Consider the following 19012-nt stretch of genomic DNA (forward strand, 5'->3'; position numbering starts at 1 on the left):
GGAGATTAGCGAGTAACCCGTCATTATGCTCGTTTTAATGGCTAGAATGAGCGTATCCAACTCTGCCATATCGGGTTTTTACTAATCTCACTTACCTATTGCGAGGGTAGCTTTTCTTTCCTTAGTGTGCGCTTACATCTCCGCCCTAAAGGACGGAGTTTTACGCGCGTTCAGATAAAAACGCCTTATATCCCCATGGCTAAAGCTAGGGCTTTATGGCATCGTTGGTAACTAGGGGCAAAAACTCGTTGAAATGCTTCCAGCCTTGCGCTTCAAACATGCCCGTGTCGTCGTCTGTTAAATTGATGGTGTTATCACCAATGGCGCTATTCCCGGGCTCTTCAAGATCAGGATCGCCCTCACCACAATTTTTGATAATATCAAGCTTTTCAGCAAGATTATGCGCTTTGCTAGCTTCGTTGAAACAAGCATTGGCAGCCCAAGTGGTTTCATCTCCATCACAAGATGTATCGCCACAATCATCCGTGGGCAATTGGCTGAGTGATCCCACTAAAATGACATGCACCGCATCCCCTTGTTGGACCTTTGCTAGAATCCTAGAGGTGAGATTGATGGGGGCTTCATCAATATCTGCAAGCGAATCGACATAGCTAGGCGAAGCCTGCACAATCACATAAAAATCTCTTTTGGCATTTCTAGGCACTAGATCGATTCTATGGGCTTTTTGGAAAAAAGCTTTTAGGGGTTTGGCATAGGTTTTCACATAATTATAGGCGGATGCCTCCTCTGCAAAATCGCTCAAAAGCACTTGATCGTTTTTATGCAACCTGCGCACCCGTCCGGGTTTAAACCACAACTTGGCTTGTGGGCTAAAAAGCCACACGCTTTGCTCACGGCTTTGTTTGTCTTGCAAGAGCGCGATTTGAAAGGGGGCATGGGTTAAAGTAGCCTTTTTTACAATCTTGTAGGCACTCAAATCCTGCGCTTTTGTGGGGGGTTTATCCCCTATAGGGGTGTCTAAACTCTTTAAAAAATCGCGCGCGCTGATGAGCCCTATTTTAGGATTGTAAATATAGGGAGTGGGGTTGTTGTTGTCCAAATATGCCCCTGTATCATTGTGTTTGTCTGCAATGCCAAAGAGAAAGGTATCCCAAGTTCTGCCCGTGTTGCCCACTTTTTTTAGCTGGCTATCGGGCACATCACAAGCACCTTTAAGAGAAGTGGCGTGGAATTGTTCTTTGAGGCGGTGGTAAGTTTTAGACCGACTTAGGGTAAAGACATGCACGCGGTAGCGTTTTAAAATGGTGGGGAATTTGTCAAGGATTTCTTTTGTGCGTTGGTAGAGATTTGTGTAATCAGGATCAGAGGTCTCAAAATCTAAGACAAGGTAGAGATCGGGAGCTTTGGGGTTTGTGGAGGGGAAGTGATCTAAGCAGGGTTTAGGCAACACCTCAAAAAAAGAGCCAAAGAGAAGAGGGGCTTTTTTAGCGCTCAACGCTTGGGCGCGCGCGTTGATTTCATTAAAGAGGGTGGCATGATCTCCAAAGGCTTGCTTAACTTCTATGGCTTGGGTGGTGTTTTTATCTATGAGCCACACACTGGGACCATCAAAGGTAGCACTCTGCCATTGCGTGCCTTGCAAGGGTTTTAAAGAAAGCAGGTTTTCTTTAAAGTCAATAAAGCTAGTTACATCAAAGTCTGTCGTGTTGGTCAGGAGGTTATACATCTTTAAGGGCATAGCTTGGTCGTGTGCGGCTATGTCATTGCCTAGGTCAGCACCACGGTAGTTATCTGGTCTTTTATTAGTCAGTCTAAGCGTCTGTTTATCTATCCACCACGCGCTCCATTTGCCCTCGTAATCCACAATCAGTGCTTTATAACCCGGACTATAAGAGTAACCATCGTTATATAGACTTGTTTCCACAGACTTAACCACCTTGCCTAGGACGTGATTTTGCTCTAGGATAGCTTGCCCATCGATCTCTTGTATCTTCTTAGCCACAAGGCATGCCACACACAAGCTCCATAAGATAAAAAGACACTTCAGAGTGCTTGAAAACTTGGGTAATTTTTTAATATCTCTGCACATGTTCTAATCCTTTATTGCTTTAAAGATTCATCATAAGTGTCTAGCAATCACAGACCTTAGCTCACTCTTTGTCGGGGTCTGGCAACAGCTCGTTCAAATGATTCCACGCTTGGGCTTCCAACATGCCATTGCTATCATCTATTAAATTGGTGGTGTTATCCGTAATGGCACTCTTCCCGGGATCTTTACCTGTGAAATAAGAGTAGCCATAGTAGCCACCCTCGTCATGAATGCCACAATCTTTTTTTATCATCTTGAGTTTTTCAGAAATGTCCTGCGCTTTGCTGATTGCATTAAAACAAGCCTCAGCAACCCTAGTGTTGTCATCATCATTACAAAAATATCTGCCACAATCATAAACGGGCAATCGGTTCAATGATCCCACTAAAATGATATGCACTGCATTCCCTTGTTGGACCTTTGCTAGGATTTTAGAAACTAGGTTGATGGGGGTTTTATTGATATTTGCAAAGTAATCAGTAGAATCGGGCGAAGCCGACACAATCATGTAAAAATCTCTCTGTGCATTTTTAGGCACTAGATCAATGCTGTGGGCTTTTTGGAAAAAGGTTTTTAGGGGTTTGCTATAGGCTTTCACATAATTAAAACCTGATGCCTCCTCTTTCAAATCATTCAAGAGAGCTTGATCGTCTTTATGCAATCCGCGCACACGCCCGGGTTTAAACCACAGCTTGGCTTGTGGGCTATACAACCACACGCTTTTATCATGGCTTTGTTTGTCTTGAAATAATGCGATTTGAAAAGGCGCATGGGTCAAAGTGGTCTGTTTTAAAATCTTATAAGCATCTAGACCCTGCGCTTTTGTGGGGGGTTTAGGAGTGTCTAAACTCTTTAAAAAATCGCGCGCGCTGATGAGCCCTATTTTGGGGTTATAGATAATGGGGGTGGGGTTGTTGTTGTGTAAATATGCCCCCGTTTTATTGGGGTTTCTTGCAGGTGCGTGGCGGCTGTTGTCTACAACGCCAAAGAGAAAGGTCTGCCAATCTCTGCTTGTATCGCCCACTTCTTCAGCACCTTTAGGCACTTCTTCTAGGGGGCCATGTGGTATCTTACAAGCACCTTTAGTAGAGGTAGCATGGAATCTTTCTTTGAAGTATTGGTAAGTTGCAGATAACTCCCCCACATTGTTTATAAGGAAAACATGCACGCGGTAGTGCTTGATAATGGTGGGGAATTTTTTAAGGATTTCTTGCGTGCGTTGGTAGAGATTTTTGTGGTTATGCCCAAAACTCAAAATCAAATAGAGATCGGGAGCTTGGGGGTTAGTGGAGGGGAAGGTATCCAAGCAGGATTTAGGCAACACCTCAAAAAAAGAGCCAAAGAGAAGAGGGGCGTTTTTAGCGCGCAATTCTTGGGCGCGTGTATTGATTTGATTAAAAAGAGTGGCATTATCTCCAAAAGCTTGCTCAACCTCTATAGCTTGGGTGGTATTTGCGTCCATCAGCCACACACTGGGACCATCAAAGACAACACTCCTCCAAGGCGTGCCTTGTAAGGGTTTTAAAGAAAGCAAAGTTTCTTTAAAAATAGGCATGTCTTCCCGGAGATTGTTTGTCCCACTGATGAGAAGTTGATACATCTTTAAGGGCATGGCTTGGTTGTGTGCCCATATTGCATCGTATATTGGGCCAATATCATAACTGAACGAACAATAGGGGTAACAAGAAGGTGGTTGGTTAGCTAGCTCAAGGTCTCTTTTATCCACCCACCATGCCGCCCATTTGCCCTTGTAATCCACAACAAGCACCTTGAAATCATAGGCATCAACAGACTTAACCACCTTGCCTAGGATGTGATTTTGTTGCAAGATGGCTTGCCCATTAATCTTTGCTGTCTCCTCAGCCACAAGGTATGCCAAACACAGGGCATATAAGATTGCGAAAAAACTCATTAGTCTTAAACACGCTTTGCCATAAAAAGCAATTTCTACAGCAACCTCTTTGAGCACAGAAATCGCCCACACCAGACAAGACAAGCCCATCAACAACCCCTTGAGAAGAAGTGTTTCACTCTAGCGTTTTTGGTTTAATGGGCAAATAAACACCCATTAAATCCCATGCTAAATGCCCCTTTATCCCACAGAAGAGTTGATGCATGCAAGTAGCCCCAGAAAAACTAGAACAAGCGATTAAAAAGTTTAAGCGGGCGTACCATTTGGCTAAAGGCATGCTAGAAGAGGGCGCAACTAATAGACAGGCATTACGCCAGTTCGAAGAAAGCCCTAAAGACTCTATGGGAAACCCTTGCTAAAAGCTTTTGGAGTAGGAGGTTTTTCTTTTAAACCAAATCCATCGTACAAGGTGGGATTTTTCGCACAATGGCATAAAAATGCTAGACAAACAATGAGTTTAGGGCGATCTTGCTATAATGCGCTTTATTATGCTCAAAGAAGGACGAACATGCAATTTGATTACGATTTGATTGTCGTAGGGTTTGGCAAAGCGGGCAAAACTTTGGCTACTAGCGCGTCTAAGTTAGGTAAAAAGGTCGCGCTTGTGGAACAATCCAAGGAGATGTATGGGGGGACTTGTGTCAATATAGGTTGCATTCCCTCTAAATTCCTTGCCCATCTGGCTACCCACAAAAAGGGATCTACAGGTTATAAGGACAGCATTGAGGAAAAGAATAAATTAGTGGCTTTTTTGCGCCAACAAAATCACCAAACCTTAATTAAGGCGGGTGTGCAAGTGGTAGAGGGGAGAGCGAGTTTCAAAGACCCCCACACCTTGATGATCTACCACAAAGATAGCTGTAAAGAAATGAGCGCGCACAAGATCGCCATTAATACCGGATCCATCCCCGCGCTCCCTGCTGTGCCCCTTAATTCACATAGGGTTTATGACAGCACAACTTTAATGCAACTCAATATGTTGCCCGCGCATCTAGTGGTTGTCGGCGGAGGATATATTGGACTGGAGTTTGCTAGCATGTTTAATCTCTTTGGGCGCGCGGGGACTAAGAGTCTGACTAAGGTGAGTGTCTTGGTGCGTGGACCTAGTTTTTTGCCCAAAGAAGATAGCCTATTCCAACAAAGTATTTTAGAATCGCTCAGCCAAGCGGGCATAGAGATCATTTGCAACGCGCAACTACAGAGCATTTCAGGCCACCAGCTCTATTACAAAAACACCCAGACCCAACAAGAGCATTGCTTAGAAGCGGACGCGTTTTTGCTAGCCACCGGGCGCGTGCCTAACACCGCGGGCTTGCAGCTAGAAAAAGCGGGCTTGCGCTTGGGGAAATACCAAGAAATCCTTACAAACGAGTTTCTCATTGCCAATGCTGATCACGAGGGCAATGTCTACGCGCTAGGCGATGTCAAGGGAGGAGAAATGTTCACCACCTATGTGAGTTTGGACGACTTTAGAATCGCTTTTGGGCATCTCTATGGCGATCAATCCCGCACCACTAAAAACCGCGGAGTTTTACCCGAAGTGCTTTACATAGAAACCCCCTATAGCCATGTGGGCATGCGCGCTAAAGACATGGAGGGTTCGGATAAAAAAGTGCTACTGAAAACTCTGCCTAGCACCTCCATTGCAGGCACAAGGATCGTAGAGGATAGCATAGGGCATTGGCAAGTGCTAGTGGAGGACAACGCCCAACAAAATATTTTAGGGGCTAGCTTGCACTGCACACTTTCTTACGAACTTATCAATCTATTTACCCTAGCCATCAACCAAAATATCGGCTTTAACACCCTTAAAAATATGATTTACACCCACCCTTCCATTATAGAGGGGCTCAATTTGCTTTAAGACCCCCATCTTAAGCTTTTATCAAACGGTTAGGTATTTTGCGCTAAAATGGAGCTCTAGCTTAGGGCTAGAGAATAAACACAAAAAGGATTTTGCCTCATGAAAGCAAAAGTGGTTGACTTACTCAAACAACTCCAAGCTGATAGTCTTGTTTTGTTTGTGAAATTGCATAATTTCCATTGGAATGTTAAGGGACCGGATTTTTACCCCGTGCACAAATTCACCCAAGAGGTTTACGAACAGTTTGCCGAACTCTTTGACGACTTAGCCGAGCGGGTTACCCAGCTGGGGCATGTGCCCGTGGTAACTCTAGGTGAAGCCCTTAAAGTTGCCCATGTCAAAGAGGAGAGTAGGCATAGTTTCAGCTCTAAAGAAGTGTTTGAGGCGGTGCTGAAGGATTATGAACACCTAGAAAAGCATTTCGCGCAACTCTCAGATTTAGCCGGACAGACTGATGACAAGGTTACCGTCGCTTACGCGGATGAACAGCTGGGGCATTTGCAAAAAGCTATCTGGATGCTGAAGGCTTCTTTAGCCTAAATGGAGGAAATCTTTGAAGGCGACCCCATTGAGAAGTGGGGGGATGTGATCTTGCATGCCAGCCAAAAGCCCGTGAGGGCTGAATTAGAGCGACTCTTGGAGTTGCAGGCTTTAAGCGCATTGCTTTTAGAAGAGGCGGGCTTAGAAGAGAAATTAGAGACCCAGCTTAAACAATATAGGCTAGATCACAGCTTAGAAGAGCGCGTGCGCGCTAAAAAAATTGATATTGTGATAACCTCAATGGCTAATATTTTGGGGCATGAGTAGGCTTTTTGCTATTTTGATTGTTTTAGCTCAAATAGCTATGGCAAAGAGCCTAGATAAATTGCTCGATCTCAAAAAAGATCAAGTGTATAGGGGGGAGTTGCAACTAGGCACATTTAAAAAACCCCTCTCCTTGCGTTGGACGCTTTTTAAAGATGGCGGTTTGGTGGTGCATCTCAAATGCAATAACTTTCCCTACCAGTTTATTCTCTATCTAGATTTTCAGCGCGACACTTTCAGACTCGATCTCTTTAAAGAAGTTGCCCAATCCCACACTAGCGAGGGCACTGACCCCACTCCGCCCTATTTTGCCCTGAGCTTTAAGAAGTTCGACTCCGCCCAACAGGTTGCCACTCTACGCGTGCGCGCCTCTGAAAAACTCAAATGGATCGAACAGCCCTAATGTTAGAACAAGTAGCTCAGAGAATCCAAACCTTTTTAGCCCAAGTGCAAAGCGCGCCCATAGAGCACATGGCTGGTGCGCTAGGGCAGGGCAAGATGTTGCGTAGCAAATTGATCTTAGCCATCTGCCCTAAACACCCCCAGCTTTTAGACTTTTGTGCCATCATTGAGATGATTCAAAGCGCGTCCCTCCTGCATGACGATGTGATCGACAACGCCCAAACTAGGCGCGCGCACGACTCCATTAACCACACCTTTGGCAACCAAAACGCCATCATGTTAGGCGATGTCTTTTACGCTAAAGCCTTTGTGGAGCTCACCAAATTAGATATTAATATTGCCCAGTTAGTCGCCCATAGCGTGGTGGAGCTCTCTAGGGGGGAGATTAAAGATGTGCTCGCCTCTAGCGCGTTCCACACCGACACCGCGCGCTATATAGATATTATCCAAGATAAAAGCGCGTCCTTAATGGTAGCAAGTTGTGCGGGCGCAGCCATGTTGGCTGGGCTCAACCCACAGGCTTACCGCATTTTTGGGCTAAATTTTGGGATCGCTTTTCAGATTATGGACGATCTACTAGACATCACCCAACCCAAAGAAGTCTTAGGCAAGCCTGCCTTTAGCGATTTTAAAGAGGGCAAGAGCACTCTGCCCTATATTTTATTGCACCAACACCTAGACTCCAAAGACCAAGCCCATCTACAAGCCTGCTTTAAAAACGCCGATGAACAAGCCCTCACATGGTGCGCCCAGCAATTTGAAGATCACAACATCGCTCCCCAAGTTTTAGAGCACATTTATCATTACGCACACCTAGCCCTGCAAGCCATCAAGGGGCATAGCGCGCTAGAAAAGCTAGCCTCTAGCTTGATTGAAAGAGAGTTTTAGTGCAGGCGGCTTATCTCACCTTAGGTTTTAGCCACAAACTCTTAAGTTTAGACACGCGCGAAAAACTGGCATTTCAACAAGAAGCGTTATTAGAGTTTTTAGCCCATTTCAAAAGAGAACACCCCGGCGTTGAGGAAATCATGGCGCTCTGCACCTGCAACCGCGTAGAGTTTTATCTCTATGCGCGCACCCCCGATCAGATCGCCTCTTGCCTGCTTAAAGCCCTCGCACACGCCAAACAAGTGGATATAAAAACCCTGCAAGGGAGTTTAGAAACCCACACTAAAGAGCAGGCTATCCACCATGTCTTTTGCGTGGTGAGCAGTTTAGATAGTTTGGTGGTGGGCGAAACCCAGATCACCGGGCAGTTTAAAGACGCTTTTAAACTCTGTTTGCAAGCGCGCTTGTGCGCCAAACACTTAAGCCGTCTAGCCCATTTCGCGCTCAAATGTGCGGCTAGCGTGCGTAATGCCACGGCGATCTCCTCTCAAGCAGTCTCTATTGCCTCTGTGGCAGTCAAACAGGCGTTAGAGATTTTAAATACAGAAAAAGTAGACAAACGCGCGGTGGTGGTGGGTGTGGGAGAGATGGGACGCTTGGTGTGCAAACACTTGCTAGCTAAGGGTTTTGAAGTGTTGCTTTACAACCGCAGTATAGAGCGCGCTAAGGACTTTGCTAAAAATTTGGGCGATCCCAATTTGCAGATACAACCCTTCAGCGCGTTAGAGCAGGGGATCAACACCCATGCTTTCTTATTTTGTGCTACGGGCGCGCCCTCTAGTGTGATCACGGCTAAGATGGCACGCCCTTGTGATTTTAGGCGTTGGTGGTTTGATTTAGCTGTGCCTAGAAATATTGAAAACCCCACACAGCCCCATATTTGGCTTTATAGTGTGGATGACTTGCAGGGGGTGGTGGCGCATAATTTAGAACAACGCCAAAAAGACACCCGCCATGCCTATCAAATCGTGGGGCAATTTAGCGTGCAATTTGCCCAATGGTTGCAGAGTTTAGAGGTAGATCCACTCATCAAGGATTTAAGAGGCTTAGCTAAAGAGGCAGCCCTCAAAGAGTTACACCGCGCGATCAAAAAGGGTTATTTGCCCCAAGAGTATGAGCAGAGTGTGGCGCGTATTTTACACAATGCTTTTAACACCTTCTTACACCACCCTAGTGCCACCCTTAAAAAAAACGCTCACAAGCCTGAGGGCGACATGTTAGGCGAATGCCTTAAAAGCCTGTTTAATTTAGGTAAAGAGAGTCTGTTTATTAACCGCTACAAATGCGAATTTAGTGAGGAAGGATTCTAATGCGTTTTTCTGCTCTCTTTGCCCCCACCACAAAAGAAATTCCCAAAGATGCGCTCCTTAAAAGCCACCGCTACATGCTACAGGGGGGCTACCTCCAACAAATGGGGAGTGGGCTTTACCACTTTTTGCCCTTAGGGCATAAGGTGTTAAGCAAGATTAGGGCACTGATTAAAGAAGTGATGGACTCTTATGGCGCACAGGAGTGCACGCTAGGTTTTGTCGTGCCCGCGTCTTTGTGGCAGGAGAGTGGGCGTTTTGAGCAATACGGTAAGGAGCTTTTGAGCTTTTTAGATCGCAAGAATAACCCTTGTGTGCTCTCTCCCACGCATGAAGAAGCGATCACCCAAATTATCAAAGCCCATGTCAAGAGCTATAAGCAACTCCCTTTAAATCTCTACCAAACCCACACCAAATTTCGCGATGAGATCCGCCCCCGTTTTGGACTGATGCGCGCGCGCGAATTTGTGATGAAAGATGCCTATAGTTTCCATGCCAGCACAGAATGCCTAGATAGAGAGTTTGAGCGCATGCATGCAGCCTATAGCGAAATTTTCACAAAACTAGGTCTGGATTTTCGCGCGGTGGAGGCAGATAGCGGGGCAATTGGGGGGAGCAAGAGTAAGGAATTTGTGGTCTTGGCTGAATGCGGGGAGGATAGCGTGATTGTGTGCCAAAATTGCGCTTATGCGGCTAATATAGAGATTGCCAAGCGCGCTAAACGCGTTGAGCCAGACAATGTCCCCAAAGCCCATTTTGCTAAATTTCACACCCCCAACACCCCCACCATTGAAAAACTCAGCGCGTTTTTCAAAGTGCCCCCCTACTTTTTGATGAAGGCGGTGATCAAAAAAGCCCGCTTGCATGAGGGGGCGCGCCCGGTGGTGTTTTTCTTAAGAGGGGACGATCAATTAGAGGAGACCAAAGCCCTGAATGCCTTTAATAGAAGCACCCAGCAAAATGCCCTAGAATTAGAGGAGATGAGCGCAAAAGAGATCGCGCAATTGGGGTTGCCTGTGGGTTATATCGGGGCTTATGGGATCAAACACTTAGTGCCTGATATAGAAGTGATTTTTGATATAGATTTGCAAGAGGCAGATTGTCTGATCTGTGGGGCTAATGAAGTGGATCAACATTTCGTGGGTGTGGATTTGTCCAGCTTTGCCAATCTCAATTACCAAGACATCGCCCAGACCCGCCCAGAGGACGCTTGTCCAGAATGTCAGGGAGCTTTGAGCGCGCAACGCAGTATTGAGGTGGGGCATATTTTCAAGCTAGGCAATAAGTATTCTAAGAGTATGGAGGCAACTTACCTAGACAAAGAGGGGCAAACGCAATATTTTGAAATGGGTTGTTATGGCATTGGGGTGACTCGCTTAATGAGCGCGATTTTAGAGCAAAATAGCGATGAAAAGGGCTGTGTATGGAGCAAGGCGAGCGCGCCCTTTGAGGTGGTGGTGGTGGTGGCTAACCCCAAAGATAGCGCGCTGGAGGCTTTGGGCGCGCAGATTTATGAGGAGCTCAAGGGGGCAGGCATTGATGTCTTGCTAGACGATCGCCCCGATCGCTTTGGGGCTAAGATGGCAGATTTTGAGCTCATTGGTTGCTCGCATGCGCTCATCATCGGCAAGCAAGCCCTAGAGGGACAAGTTGAGCTCATCACAAGACAGGGTTTGAGCAAACGCATAATCGCGCGCGAGGCGATTGTATCTACCCTCTTAGAGGCACGGAGTTAATGCCCTTTTTGCTTGTCTTGGGGGTGTTTTACCTCGTAGTTGAGGTGATTTTAATCATCAATGTCGTGCAGGATTTTGGCTTATTTGCCTTTATTTTGGAGGTGGTGTTGAGCGCGTTTGTGGGTGGGGTGGCACTATTCAAGGGGTCTTTAAAAGCCCTAGATTTTAGCACGCGCGATCCTTTGAAACTCATGGAGGGAGTGTTTTTGCGCACCATTGGGGGGTTGCTCTTGATTTTACCCGGGGTGCTCTGTGATGTCTTTGGACTCTTGGCTTTGCTCATCGCATGGCTTAGAAAACCCCCCCAAAGAGACGATGGGATCATTGATGTAGAGGTGTTAGACAAGGATAAAGATGGGCACTAAGATTGTCATTGGGAGTCGGGGGAGTGCTCTAGCCCTCTGGCAGGCTAGGCATGTGCAAGGGCTTTTGAAATCTTTGGGTTTAGAGAGTGAAATTAGGGTGGTGAAAACTAAGGGGGATAAGATTTTAGATGTGCCCCTAGCCAAGATCGGGGGTAAGGGGCTTTTCACCAAAGAATTAGAAATCTTGCTACTTGAAGGGGAGATCGATTTAGCGGTGCATTCGCTCAAAGATGTTCCCGTAGATTTGCCAGAGGGGCTAGTGCTCGCCTGTGTGAGCGCGCGCGCTAATCCCCAAGACTGCTTTTTAAGCTACAAATACCCTAACTTGCAAGCCCTGCCTAAAAATGCGCGCGTGGGCACGACCTCGCTTAGGCGCGCAATGCAGCTTAAAATCCAACGCGCAGATTTGGACCCCTTGAGTTTGCGCGGGAATGTGCAAAGGCGTTTAGAACGCTTGCAAGAGGGGGATTTTGAGGCGGTGATCTTGGCGTGCGCAGGGGTGGAGAGGCTAGGCATCGAGCTACCTTACCAAGTGCGCTTGGGCTTAGAGGAGATGATCCCTAGCATGGGGCAGGGCGCGCTAGGCATTGAAATGCGCGCTGATCACCCCATTTTAGATCAAATCTTTAGTTTGAATGACCCTGACAGCGCGCTGTGCTGTGGGATAGAGCGCGATTTTGTGCGCGCTTTGGGTGGGGGGTGTCAAGTGCCCTTAGGCGTGCATGCACGCTTGCTAGGTGAGCAAATAGAAATCCGCGCTATTGTGGGGCTTTTAGATGGCAAAAGCTTTATTAAAGAGCGCGTGTTGGGCGTGCGCGATCGCGCTGAAGTGCTGGTGCAAAATTTAGTATCTTGTTTCAAGCAACAAGGCGCGTCAGAGATTTTAGCCCAAACCATGCTACAAGATACCAGTGCCACCAAAGTGGATCGAAAGCGCAATACGGAGTAACCCAAATATCCAAAATACCACCAAATTTCCTTAAACTGGCATAGCCACCTCCCCTAAGTTGGTGTGTGGGGGATACAAGATCGAGCCCTAAAGAGGGGGTGTTGGTGATGCCAAGTCAGACATCCTGTTCGGGCATTCTTATAAACTTGAGTCCTGCTAAAGCCTAAATGAGCCCTTTATCCCTAACTTTAGCCAAGAGGCGCAAAAGGCTTTAGAACCCGTGTTAAAGGGTGAGACCATCCAACTCACTAAGGGGAGTTTAGCAAAACTAGCCCAAAGGGAGAGAGGGGCGTTATTGCCCCACATTAGACCCGCTCTAGAACAAAGTGATTTGATCCTGCACGATAAAGAAGGGGCATTGATTTTTGTTAAGGATGTGGGCAAAACTTATTATTTAACAAGTGTAGCGCGCGCCAATAATGGGGAATGGACAATCCGCACCAATTCGTTTAAAACCCTCAATCGGCTTAATAATATCGTTGATAATGAGGGGCAAGTGTTGCATTTGAGCGAGAAAGCCCCAAATATACTCGCCGAAACTTTTAAGGCTAAAGCGTTTTCTAGCCAACTCGCAGACAACTCTAGCACAACCCCGCTTAACATCCCATCTAACCCCGCCTTTGAGGAAAACTTTGCCGAGTTTGAGGGCAAAGGTGCAGAGGCGGTTAAAAAGCTTTAAAAGAGAAACACGGGCAAGTAGCAGGGGCGTTTTATAGGGAGGGGTTGGGCTATATTGATTTGGTGTGGGGAAATGTGAAGGGCAAGAAGTCTAAGGCTGAAGGGTGGGGTTTGTCTAAAATCTTAGAAAAGCATATCGATGACTTTAAGGGGTTTGAGGGGGTTACACCTACTGAAAAGCTAGGTAATGGGATTGGGGAGATTATCAAAAATGGGGAGTTAGTCAAAAGAGTGGGGAGAGCCAAGACTTATAACATTGAGCATAACGGCTTTATTGTGGGCGCGAATAAGGGTGAGATGATACGATTAAACCTATTCAGGGAGATAAAATGACTACCTTAAAATGCCTAACTTACCTAAAATCAAAATAACAGAGAAATTTAGATTTAGAGGCAAAATCAATGATGCAACCATCACGCAACGCAACACAACTCTAAGTTCTTTATATCGCTCTAATATTAACACCACACAAGAGGAGTTTGGGCGCACTCATAAACCCATAATCAATAACCACACTCTAGGCATCAATACCGGCATTAAGGTGCTTGCTAGTCCACTATTATGAGCGAGAAATTAAAATAGCGGACACATTCTATCCTAGCTCTAAGACTTGCTCTAGCTGTGGTGATGTCAAGATCGCTTCAACACTTGGCGAGTGGGTGTATCAATGCAATCGTATCAGACCCAAGTTTTTCTAGCCCTCTGGGATATTCTGTTTTTCTATACTTGTAAATGTCTTTGGGCAAGGTAGAGATGAGGGAAGGGCTTGTTTTAAATCTAAAAAAGCTTTGGGTTTATTGGTGAGCTCTAAACCTTTTTGACCAGTGTGCATTTGCACATTTCCCAAGATATACTCAGGGTGCTTGATGAAATACTCACTGAGGCAAAAACCTAAGAGTTCCTTTTTGTTCTTCTCAAAAAAGGCGCGTACCTGCTCTTTTTGTGCCTCATCCCAGTCTGGGACAACCAATTCTGGCGTGCTATTAACCTTGTCAATGCCTAAGAATCTATCAATATCTTTAGCTAGTCTAAGATACTCATGAGCGTGGGTGCCCCTCTACAACAAGTGTTTCTAGTAATACCACACCTGCGTCCCTTATGCTATTGCATGTCCGCTCTGAGCAAATGCACCACTTTGTTTCAGTGTGGTTGATGGCACGCGCATGCTTATTCTCTCTTGCCTAACTTGGGGTGCGCATTAATACACTTTCGCGCTCTAAAAAAGACACTTGGAATACGCTGGATTCTTAAAAAAAGCGTGCTCTAACACCACACAGATATGGATACGCCTTTACTATATAAAGACGCAAGCGATAAAAACCTTCAAAATGCTATGGTGGTGGTTTAAGCGTGCTAGCAAGTTTTGCTTAAAAAGCCTCCATAGGGTTTTCAAAGACCAAATAACCCGCCATAAGCTCTGCGCTCTACATAGTTTAAGACAAATGCAGATAGTTTTTAAGCCTCAATCACCACTCCCAACCTCCACCAATACGCATGGCTAGGTAATTAGGAATTTTAAGATGAGATAGACTGCCTAACAAACCACCCTCTCCACTGCCACCTAGAGCGACTGTTTGCAAGCCAGACTGCACAGAAATGTCTAGTACTTTGAACAAGCGTATTCCGCCAGTCAAAATCACGCCTTGGTGTAGCCCTTCTTTTGCAACATTGCCCATCGCGCCCAATTTCAGCGCGAACCATTTCCAATTAAACATCACTCCGCCCCCAATCATTTGGCTACGCTTATCCAACATAAGCATTTTATTAGAGGTGAGATCAAAATCCATAGCCAAATTGAGCCACTTCCAACGATACCCTAAACCTAGACGCACTTGTGGATCAATACGCATACTAGGTATGTGGGCATAGGTGATTTTAGGCGCATTGAGGTATTTACCCACCAAACCTACAGCAAAACCTTTAATGCGATAAGCTGTTCCCAAATCTAGACCAAAGTGGCTTTGGCGCACCATGTCCTGCGGACTAAAAGAAAAGTTTGATAATAATTGTTCGGTTTTATTTATGAAATCACTTCCAGAAGCACCAAAGCCGTAACTCAGAGTGTATAGATACCTAAAGGTTACCCCTACAGAGAGTTTGCCCGCTTTGTTAAAGTCAAACCCTTTAGCGTAGCCAATGGGGAGAGAACCAATGGCTAGGGCTTGCACACGGGCGGCATTTTGCGCATAGGGAGAGAGAAGCGAATTATTGATAAAGGCATTTTGGCTACTTGGAGAGATGGTTAGACTATTTGGGCTTGCACTTACACCAGCGTATATACCATTACCTATGGGACCTACAATGAGCTGCCTATAGCGCGGGTCAGTTACTACACTTGCTCCAGCAAAGATGCTAGCAAAAATACCTACCCCAAAAGTCCCAATCCCACCTTTGACTTTTTTAAGTTTAGGGTGAATCTGCACCACAATGCCATTTTGGGAACTCATATTTACACCATTCAACGACAAAAAACTTTGTAAGGCATTAGCGGCTTGCACTGCTGTTTGTGCGGCTGGACCTTGAGCGGCACTAATACTAACACTCTTCCCGCTCATAAAATTCCGCAGACTAGAGCCAGATAACAGACTAGAAATATCGAGGTTACTTAAATTCATATTCTCTAGGGCTGTAGAAGCTAATGGCAGAATATTTTTCTCACTAATTCCCATGCCAAAGCTGTAACCTAGCTTGGTGCGCGCATCCATGTCTAATAAAGCCGGATTGTAATACAGCCCCCAAGCCGAGTTTTCTAAAGCAACCCCAGCCCCACCCATGCCAAAACTGGTATTCCCCATTTCACCAAATTCTAAAGCCTCTGCACCCACACAGGCTAAAGTGCACCAAATTAGCGTTTTACTAACAGACATTAAACACCTTTGAAAGATTTGGGTAATGATAGCATAATCCTTAGCCATTAGCTTTGGCTTTTGAAAACATTGATGGGTTGAAAACACATTAAGCAACAAAGTTCTGCTACTTTGGCACAGGTCTATCCTGTTTTTCTCTCTGCTAAATCCCAACAGGTGCGCCCTAAGACACTCCACGCATATGCGTACTATTGCGCCCAGATTGTGGCACGACTTGGGGATGTCCCTCTTAATCATCTCACCGCCTTGATGATAGAGTCCTTTTTGCAAGAATTTCATGGCAAGAGTGCGCGTTTTAGGGCGTTTTTGTATATGTTGCTCAAAGCGGGGCTGAAACTAGCGAAGAGTCATTTTGGAATAGATAGACTGGAGGTGATGGAGAATGTCGCGCCTCCTAAGATTGATGATAAAAGAGAGCGTTTTTTGAGTGTAGAGGAGATTACGCGCTTGAAAGAGGCCATTAGAGGGGATTGGGAGTTAGAGTTATTTGTGGCTTTGTCTTTGAGCACGGGGGCGCGCGCGCATGGGGTGTGCGCGATTAAGAAAATTGACATTGATCTAAATGCCCAAAGTGTGCGCCTCAAGGATTTTAAGAGTAATAGTGTGTATATGGGCTTTTTGAGTGGGGAGTGTGTAGAATTGTTACAAAGACATTTAGAGAGATTGGAGAATCAAGAGGGGATTTTTAGGGCGGGGGCTTTTTCTCGCGTGCAAACAAAGCTTTCTAAACTTTTTGCTTCTTTATTCAACACGCCCACACCTCCAAGACCTCTTAAAGTGGTGGTGCATACTTTGCGCCACACTTTTGCGAGTCATTTAGCCATCCAAGGCACACCTATACACATTATTTCTAAATTGCTCAACCACCGCGACATTAAGCAGACAATGCGCTACGCGCACCTGCTCCCTAGCAGTGGCAAGGAGTATGTTTTGAGATTGTGGAACCTTTGTATCGGTCGTTTGCCCAAGTCCTAGCTCATAACTAGGGTGCTTGGGGTGCTCTTGTAGCATTGCCGAATCAAAGGCAGGATTACTGCGTAAGTCTCCCCGCTCAAAATACATCGTTTTAAAAGCTAATTCATTTTGTCCCTTACGGATTTGCTCCACCACCACATAATGCCCATCAATTTGTTTCCCACTAATGATCACTTCCCCTGCGTGGTTGTTGCCCAATACTTTTACATCGGCTTCATCGGCGTATTGGGGGTATTTGGCGATGTCCTCTATAGTTACAGCGGGCTGTTCTCTTGCGCGTTTGATTGTCCCATTCTCTCCGTGCCGCTCTAGCACATGGAGTATCTCGCTTTTATCAATGGTGCGGCGCACATCTGCAGGGTGCTTAAAGCCCCATTCTAGGGCTTTTTGCTCTTCTAAAAGCTCAATGGCGATTTTCTTACTACCCCCCTTAAACTCTAGCAAATAATCCACTACAGCGGGGCTAAAGTTTTCCCGCCCTATGAGTGGCATATCTTAGGGTGTTTTTTCATAAAACTTATTTGCGCAATACACTCTTTTTCTGTGGGTGTCAAATTGCGGGCTCAATAAATCCTTGCTCTCAATATTATCCTTTGTGTGAATTCCCACTAAGGGTAAAAGGGTGTGAATCAGATCATCGCTCATAAAGGGCTTGTGCACCGCTTGGGCAAGTTGTTGCACTTTTTGGGGGTGTTTTTGTTTGAAAGTGTTAGTAACATAGATCACAAAGGGGATTTCTACACCATAGGCAGAGCATTTATGCCCATAAGTAGAAGCACTCTCAAAAATATCTTGGGCATGATCAGAGAGATAGATAATTAACGCGTCCTTGTCTTCAAAGAGTTTAAAGATTTCTTCTAAAACATGATCGGTGTAGTAAAGTGAATTGACATAATCCGCGACGATCTGTTTGTCTTTCTCATCTTTGATGTGCAAACCTTGGTAAGGAATATCTGCCGGGGTGAACTTGGCGTAAGCTTTGGGGAAGCGGTTTTGATAGAGCACATGGCTACCGATGAGATGGAAGAGAATAAAATTTTGAGTCCCTAATTGGGGTTTGATCTGGGTATTAAAGGTGCTTACTAAAGCTAAATCGTAAAGTTTTTTAAAAGAAATTTGGGTGTAGACATGGCGATCAAAGCGGCGGGCAATGAGACTATAGGCATTGCTGGAGCCTGATTCTTCTTGATTATCCAACCAAAAGGTTTTATAGCCAGCAAGTTTAAAAATATCGCCTAAATTCTTCTGTTTATACCAAGGTTCAGTGCGGTTTTCATGATCGCTATAATTTAACAAAACTTGAAAAACGGCCATGGTGCTTGCAAAAGCTGAGATCACATCATCAAAGACAAATAAATTTTGTGATCTCTCTCTCTCTCTCTCTCTCTCTCTCTCTCTCTCTACTAAGCCACTAAAAAAGGGCGTGTCAGGCACACTATAGCCATAAACTCCCATAAAATTCCTAGACGCGCTTTCTCCGATGATAAGGACTACATTAGGCACGCTGTTAGATTCGAGCTTTGTATACCCTTTTGGATAAGGTTGTTTGAAACTTTTATAAATGCGTTGGACTTGGTGGCGATCTTGAAAGGCATTATAAAGCGTGTTCATTTCTTTGATGATGGGAGTGGTGTGCGTTGCAATGATAAGATTAACAAAATACCCTTTTACCCCCTGTTGTAAATTCCAACCTGTGCGGATGGAGTGCAAAGCAATACCGCTTAGCAGAAGCGCAAGAATGAGGCTAGATTGGTAGTAGCTAAGTTGTACTTGTATGCGCACTGTGTATAAAAATACCCAACAAAAAAGCAAACACGCCCCTATAATTCCCCAATGGGGCATGACCATGCCCACAAAGAAGGCATAGCTTTCTTCTGCATTAGTGGCTAAAATGGTGTCTACTAGTGCTTGGTTAAAACCCATGCTAAAGTAATAGGAGGTAAAGAAGTCGATAAAAGCAAAGGAAAGACTGAAAACGAGCATTGTGGTTTTCAACCCCTGAACTAGACCTTTGTGTTTAATGGGATTCACTAAAAAATAAAATAGGTAAAAAAGTAAGAAGCCATAGAAGGCGACTTTGAGCACATGGCGCATCAAAGACCCCCCCATGTGCACATCCAGAGAGAAACAACTCGCCACCACTGGGGCTAGCCACATCAAAAAGAAGCGGTTATCTAAGCGCACAGCCAACCTTTCCCAATATTTGCTGTATTCC

17 protein-coding genes and 1 pseudogene are annotated in these 19012 nt (G+C 45.5%); 13 read left to right on the plus strand and 5 right to left on the minus strand.

Annotation, left to right across the window (positions count from 1 at the left end; translation table 11 throughout):
- Positions 1-205 precede the first annotated feature (205 nt).
- Both EAO37_RS06255 and EAO37_RS06260 read right to left on the minus strand, forming a co-directional pair.
- Positions 206-2050, minus strand: coding sequence for a hypothetical protein (locus EAO37_RS06255; protein WP_120952459.1), 1845 nt, complete (start codon positions 2048-2050; stop codon positions 206-208).
- A gap of 61 nt (positions 2051-2111) precedes the next feature.
- Complete coding sequence (locus tag EAO37_RS06260; RefSeq protein ID WP_240451755.1) at positions 2112-4052, minus strand: hypothetical protein; 1941 nt, start codon at positions 4050-4052, stop codon at positions 2112-2114.
- Positions 4053-4165: 113 nt separating this feature from the next.
- On the opposite strand from EAO37_RS06260, the gene EAO37_RS09285 reads away from it, so the two are divergent.
- The 12 genes from EAO37_RS09285 (at position 4166) to EAO37_RS06315 (ending at position 13288) form a co-directional block, all read left to right on the plus strand.
- Positions 4166-4321 carry a hypothetical protein gene (locus EAO37_RS09285; protein ID WP_162982981.1) on the plus strand — a complete coding sequence of 52 codons (156 nt, stop codon included), beginning with the start codon at positions 4166-4168 and terminating at the stop codon, positions 4319-4321.
- A 149-nt stretch (positions 4322-4470) separates the two neighbouring features.
- Positions 4471-5826 carry an FAD-dependent oxidoreductase gene (locus EAO37_RS06265; protein WP_120944385.1) on the plus strand — a complete coding sequence of 452 codons (1356 nt, stop codon included), beginning with the start codon at positions 4471-4473 and terminating at the stop codon, positions 5824-5826.
- Between the two features lie 99 nt (positions 5827-5925).
- A complete protein-coding gene (locus EAO37_RS06270; RefSeq protein ID WP_120944387.1) occupies positions 5926-6366 on the plus strand; it encodes a DNA starvation/stationary phase protection protein in 441 nt (146 codons plus the stop codon).
- Positions 6367-6633 carry a DUF2018 family protein gene (locus tag EAO37_RS06275; protein ID WP_120944389.1) on the plus strand — a complete coding sequence of 89 codons (267 nt, stop codon included), beginning with the start codon at positions 6367-6369 and terminating at the stop codon, positions 6631-6633. It begins immediately after the preceding gene.
- 37 nt (positions 6634-6670) lie between these two features.
- Entirely contained in the window at positions 6671-7033 is a 363-nt protein-coding gene (locus tag EAO37_RS06280) for a hypothetical protein (RefSeq protein WP_235852988.1), read from the plus strand.
- Positions 7033-7920: a polyprenyl synthetase family protein gene (locus tag EAO37_RS06285; RefSeq protein ID WP_120952462.1), complete on the plus strand. Its 888-nt coding sequence runs from the start codon at positions 7033-7035 to the stop codon at positions 7918-7920. The genes EAO37_RS06280 and EAO37_RS06285 overlap by 1 nt, the downstream gene beginning before the upstream one ends.
- The gene (gene hemA / locus EAO37_RS06290; protein WP_120952465.1) at positions 7920-9230 is read left to right on the plus strand and encodes a glutamyl-tRNA reductase; all 1311 of its coding nucleotides are present in this window, start codon (positions 7920-7922) and stop codon (positions 9228-9230) included. Before EAO37_RS06285 ends, hemA begins: the two co-directional genes overlap by 1 nt.
- Complete coding sequence (locus EAO37_RS06295) at positions 9230-10963, plus strand: proline--tRNA ligase (protein WP_120952468.1); 1734 nt, start codon at positions 9230-9232, stop codon at positions 10961-10963. Before hemA ends, EAO37_RS06295 begins: the two co-directional genes overlap by 1 nt.
- Entirely contained in the window at positions 10963-11328 is a 366-nt protein-coding gene (locus EAO37_RS06300) for an FxsA family protein (RefSeq protein ID WP_120952471.1), read from the plus strand. Before EAO37_RS06295 ends, EAO37_RS06300 begins: the two co-directional genes overlap by 1 nt.
- Positions 11318-12277: a hydroxymethylbilane synthase gene (hemC, locus tag EAO37_RS06305; protein WP_120952474.1), complete on the plus strand. Its 960-nt coding sequence runs from the start codon at positions 11318-11320 to the stop codon at positions 12275-12277. The genes EAO37_RS06300 and hemC overlap by 11 nt, the downstream gene beginning before the upstream one ends.
- 220 nt (positions 12278-12497) lie before the next feature.
- Entirely contained in the window at positions 12498-12956 is a 459-nt protein-coding gene (locus EAO37_RS06310; RefSeq protein ID WP_120952477.1) for a PBECR2 nuclease fold domain-containing protein, read from the plus strand.
- Between the two features lie 44 nt (positions 12957-13000).
- The gene (locus EAO37_RS06315) at positions 13001-13288 is read left to right on the plus strand and encodes a hypothetical protein (RefSeq protein ID WP_120952480.1); all 288 of its coding nucleotides are present in this window, start codon (positions 13001-13003) and stop codon (positions 13286-13288) included.
- 1133 nt (positions 13289-14421) lie between these two features.
- Here EAO37_RS06315 and traF read toward each other — a convergent pair.
- Positions 14422-15822 (minus strand): conjugal transfer protein TraF, encoded by a 1401-nt coding sequence (gene traF / locus EAO37_RS06330; RefSeq protein WP_120945383.1) that lies wholly within the window; start codon positions 15820-15822, stop codon positions 14422-14424.
- A gap of 111 nt (positions 15823-15933) precedes the next feature.
- Between traF and EAO37_RS06335 the strand changes: the two genes are divergently transcribed.
- Positions 15934-16797, plus strand: a complete 864-nt coding sequence (locus EAO37_RS06335; RefSeq protein WP_120952489.1) for a site-specific integrase — start codon at positions 15934-15936, stop codon at positions 16795-16797.
- A gap of 78 nt (positions 16798-16875) precedes the next feature.
- Here the strand turns inward: EAO37_RS06335 and EAO37_RS09645 are convergent.
- Positions 16876-17289, minus strand: a pseudogene (locus tag EAO37_RS09645) (hypothetical protein); the annotation flags it as partial.
- A 3-nt stretch (positions 17290-17292) separates the two neighbouring features.
- Positions 17293-19012 (minus strand): phosphoethanolamine transferase (locus EAO37_RS06340; RefSeq protein WP_346427018.1); only part of this gene is annotated, 1720 nt, incomplete at its 5' end.

The organism is Helicobacter sp. L8 (genome assembly GCF_003660355.1).
GTDB lineage: Bacteria > Campylobacterota > Campylobacteria > Campylobacterales > Helicobacteraceae > Helicobacter > Helicobacter labacensis.